Here is a 4,229-nt window from a genome sequence, read left to right on the forward strand (position 1 = left end):
TTCTCCGCTTTGGCTACCAAAAAGACGTAGTAGGTGTCTTTGGCGCGCTGGTGTTTGGAGCGGAATGCTTTGATCAGGGCGTTCATCTCCCCGGTGTAGTTGGACAGCATGCCGGTCTGTCCATCGTCCAGGCCATTACCGTCTTCGTCCCAGCCTGTGAGGGTCTGGTTTGCCATCACTTCCACCTGCCAACTGGCCACTGCCGGACCATAGATCTTGTTGAGGCGGGTTTGTAGCTGGTTTTGGGTAATGCCTGCCCCTGCGCCATTTACCGGCACGATGGTCACTTTGGTCAATACCTCCGCATAGCTTACCGTCTGCAGGACGCCTGCCGTGTATTCACCTACTTTGGCAACCAGCTCACTGGTGGAACCATCTGCCCCACCTACGAGCTGGAGGGTGTACGTATTGTCTGTAGGGGTAGCCGTTAGTGGAGTGCCATTGTACTCAAAGGTGAGTTCCTGACCTGCATCATCTTTGGCTATGACCGGGTCGGGGGTGCCTTGCTTGAGGGACTTCCAAGAGGTGCGAAGGGTCTCCCCTCCGATGGTTACCGTGGGGTAGTCGGCGGCTAGTTGGTCATGGACGGGTGCATCAAAGCCGTACTTCTGGTCAGTGGTTGGCTGAAAGGTGACTGGAGTAATGCTCTGTGCTACCGGATCGGTCTGCTGCTCCACCCGCTGCAAGGCAGCGATCATGGCGCTCACCACTGTCTCGCGGGCTTCTTTGGGCTTGGCATAGACGGTGCTGCCCAGCTGCTGGTCGCTGGTTTCTTTGGCGATCAGCTCTACTTCTTCTTTGGTGAGCTCCAGTAGCTCGTATACTTCGGTGGTTTTGCCTTCTAGCTTGAGCTCTACGGTATAGCCATCGTCCTGGGGGATAAACAGGATGTGGGCGGCCAGCAGCTGATCGGTGGTGATGTTGTTGAGCTTTTTGAGGCGAATGTTGCGAAATACCCGTGGCCAGAGTTCGTCGCTATCGATGTAGCCGATGGTGAAGACTTCTATCTGGTTGCGCTCGGCAAAGCCTGTGGCATAGGCTTCCAGGCGCTGGTCATTGGCGATGTTTTTGATACCGACAGCATGCATGAAGGCGTCCAGGTCGGTGAGCTGGCGCATGAGGTCACGGGCACGCTCTTCGGTGATGGTGACAGGTGGGAGCTCGCGGGTCTGGGTAGGGTAGTTTTGACTTAGTGCAGAGAGGGCACATAGCACCAGTAGTGGTGCAAGCAGGTACTTGAGGGAAGGGTATAGCTGTAGCCTTTCCCAGGTTTGGCGATAGTGAGTAAGCATGGTTAAGCGGGCGATAACGGTTAGTTAGCTCAGCTAAACTAATACCTACCGGTGAGAATAGCAATTTTGAGTTAGGGAGACAGCCCCACTGTTGTGGAAGTTCGGTCTGGTCATCCTGTTTACCTGCCGAAGGCATGGAGCTGGGGAACGACAGGTCGGGTCACCTTGAGCTGGGGAACGCCTAGTTTCGAAAGGTAAGACCCGACCTCTTTAGTTCTGCAAGGTTTTGTCTTATGCTTCGACGGGCTCACCATGACAAAACCTGCCACGCAGAAGGGCGGGCCTGCCTCGCCGGAGGCGGGCTCAAACTGACAAAACCAACAGGCTTGCTGGCAGGATCATCAGGACAAAATCTTCCACACCGTAGGCAGGCATCACCACAATTCTTAATCGAACAGCACCTCGCAGCAATCTAGAAACCTTGGAGGTTTTGGAAACCTCCAGGGTTTTTCCCCTGCGTTCGTACAATCAACTCTTACATCCGTGCAATTAAATTTTACACTCATGCAATCAACTCGTACACCCGTACAATTAACTTTTACATTCATGCAATTGACGCTGACAGTCGTACAATCAACCCTTACATCCGTACAATTGACTTTTACATCCGTGCTATCAACTTTTACATTGGTGCAATCATATCTGACATCCGTGCATTTAACTTTTACAACGGTGCATTTCGCTTTTACCCCCATACAACGCACTTTCTAGCTATTTTTAGCGAACACCTCTTTCGTATTTTTTTCGACTACCGGTATTTTTTCACAGCAACTATTGACTGGTATTGATATTTTTCATTATTTCAAGAGTTGTATAATCTATCATTAACAACATGCTCAACTTGCTTTCCCTGCTACGGGGAAAAATAAAAGAAGTATTTTGTTTGTGAGACTTGGCAAGAAGAACAATTAATACCGTCGGCGTAAAGCAAATATTTACCTGGTTTTTAAATGGTAAAACTCCCTGAATAAAATCATTTAAAATGAAACATGAACTAATTCAATCGCTAACTGAAACTTTTGAAGAACATTCCAATAATACCGAAAATGGTATTGAGTTTTGGTTTGCCAGAGACTTACAACATTTACTCGGATATACGGAGTGGAGAAACTTTCAAAAAGTAATTATAAAAGCAAAAATCACCTGCGAAACCAGCGAAAATAACGTCTCTGATCATTTTGTTGATGTCAACAAAACGATCCAAATGCCAAAGGGTGCAGAAAAAGAAATCGATGATATAATGATTACTCGATTTGCGTGCTACCTCATTGCTCAAAATGGTGACCCTAAAAAAGAACCTATTGCTTTTGCACAGAATTATTTCGCTGTTCAAACAAGGAAATCAGAACTCATCGAACAGCGCATCAAAGACTGGGAGCGACTGCAAGCAAGAGAAAAACTGAGTTTATCAGAAAAGGAATTAAGTGGCTTAATTTATGAACAAACGGGAAGCGATAGAAATTTTGGAATCATTAGAAGCAAGGGTGATTCGGCATTGTTTGGGGGTAAAACCACTCAACAAATGAAAACAAAATTAGGTATAGCCAAAGGAAGAGCACTAGCTGACTTTCTCCCCACCATTACGATAAAGGCAAAGGACTTTGCTACTGAAATAACTATCTTCAACACCAAAGAAAGAAAGCTTAAGACAGAACAACATATCTCGGCCGAGCACATCAAAAACAATCAAGGAGTAAGAGGAGTATTGCTCCAAAGGGGAATTAAGCCTGAGGATTTACCTTCAGAAGAAGATATCAAAAAACTGGAACGTAGGGTGAAAGGTGAAGAAAAAAAGCTTGGGAAAAACCCTGATAAGCTTGGAGAATAATCCGTTTTACCTTTCTGGCATATAGGGCCTACAAGATTATAACATCTCACATTCACCCCCATACAACGCACTTTTTAGCCATTTTTAGCGAACACCCCTTTCATATTTTTGTCGGCTACCGGTATTTTTTCACAGCAACTATTGACTGGTATTGATATTTTTCATTATTTCAGGCATTGTATCATTTATTAAAAACTAAAAGCTATGTTAAATGACCGTCAAATGACTCGCTATCAGATGCTGCTATCTGTGCAGACTTTTCTCAACCAACACCAGGCGATATGGAGTGGAGTACCGATCCTCTCGCAGGTGAAAACGAGCCTAGATGACCTGGTGCTGGGGGTACACGAAAACCTAAAAACGGCCGGTAAGGATGTGAAAGGTCTTACTACTCAGAAAAATCAGTTGAAAGAGCACCTGGCCGAAAAGACGGCCGTACTGTCTGGCGCTCTGGCAGCCTATGCCGCCCTAAGCAACCAGCCGGACCTGGAAGCCCAGGCGACCATCCATAAGTCCGACATTGCCCGGGCAAAGGATGCCGAACTGCCACCAAGGATTCAGGCATTTGTGGAGCTGCTGCAAGCCAATGTAACACACCTGGCCGACTATGGCATTACCGAGCCGCAGATCAATGACCTGATGACAAGCTTGGACGACTTCCGAGAGCTGATCGGGCAGCCACGACTCAAGCAATCTGCCGCTCGCAGTGCCAAAAAGGAGGCTTCCACACTGATAGACGAAGCCCTGGACCTGCTCAACAACAGCCTGGACCGCATCATGATCCGGTTTAAGTTTAGCGACACCAACTTTTACGATAGCTATACCCGCGCACGGGTCATCGTAGACTAATAAATTGTTTTGTCATTCATAAAGCGTCAAAAAGCCCTCGCCTCTCGGTGAGGGTTTTTTTGGTACCTCAGCCGAATTAGGCAAAAACTTAAACTAGCTATTCGTATCTAAGCGCCAAATGGATTCCCGCAGATTTGATATGTTTGAAGCGTGAACCTACAGCGCTGGATTTGCTACAAAAAAGTGGACAATTAGTTAAGCGCACTCTGAATATTTAGTTTCCCCGAACTGTTCAGGGGTTTTATAGCCTAGATAGGCGT

At 47.0% G+C, this 4,229-nt stretch carries 3 protein-coding genes; 2 read left to right on the forward strand and 1 reads right to left on the reverse strand.

Annotated elements, in window-relative coordinates; genetic code table 11:
• Positions 1-1,292 (reverse strand): hypothetical protein (locus C7460_RS23280; RefSeq protein ID WP_147303073.1); only part of this gene is annotated, 1,292 nt, incomplete at its 3' end.
• 982 nt (positions 1,293-2,274) lie between these two features.
• Here C7460_RS23280 and dinD point away from each other — a divergent pair.
• Together dinD and C7460_RS23290 are read left to right on the forward strand one after the other, a co-directional pair.
• Positions 2,275-3,120: a DNA damage-inducible protein D gene (gene dinD, locus C7460_RS23285; RefSeq protein ID WP_115870542.1), complete on the forward strand. Its 846-nt coding sequence runs from the start codon at positions 2,275-2,277 to the stop codon at positions 3,118-3,120.
• A 204-nt stretch (positions 3,121-3,324) separates the two neighbouring features.
• On the forward strand, positions 3,325-3,969 hold the full coding sequence (locus C7460_RS23290; protein ID WP_221409617.1) for a hypothetical protein: 645 nt from the start codon (positions 3,325-3,327) through the stop codon (positions 3,967-3,969).
• Positions 3,970-4,229: the final 260 nt, after the last annotated feature.

Source organism: Marinoscillum furvescens DSM 4134, assembly GCF_003386095.1.
GTDB lineage: Bacteria > Bacteroidota > Bacteroidia > Cytophagales > Cyclobacteriaceae > Marinoscillum > Marinoscillum furvescens.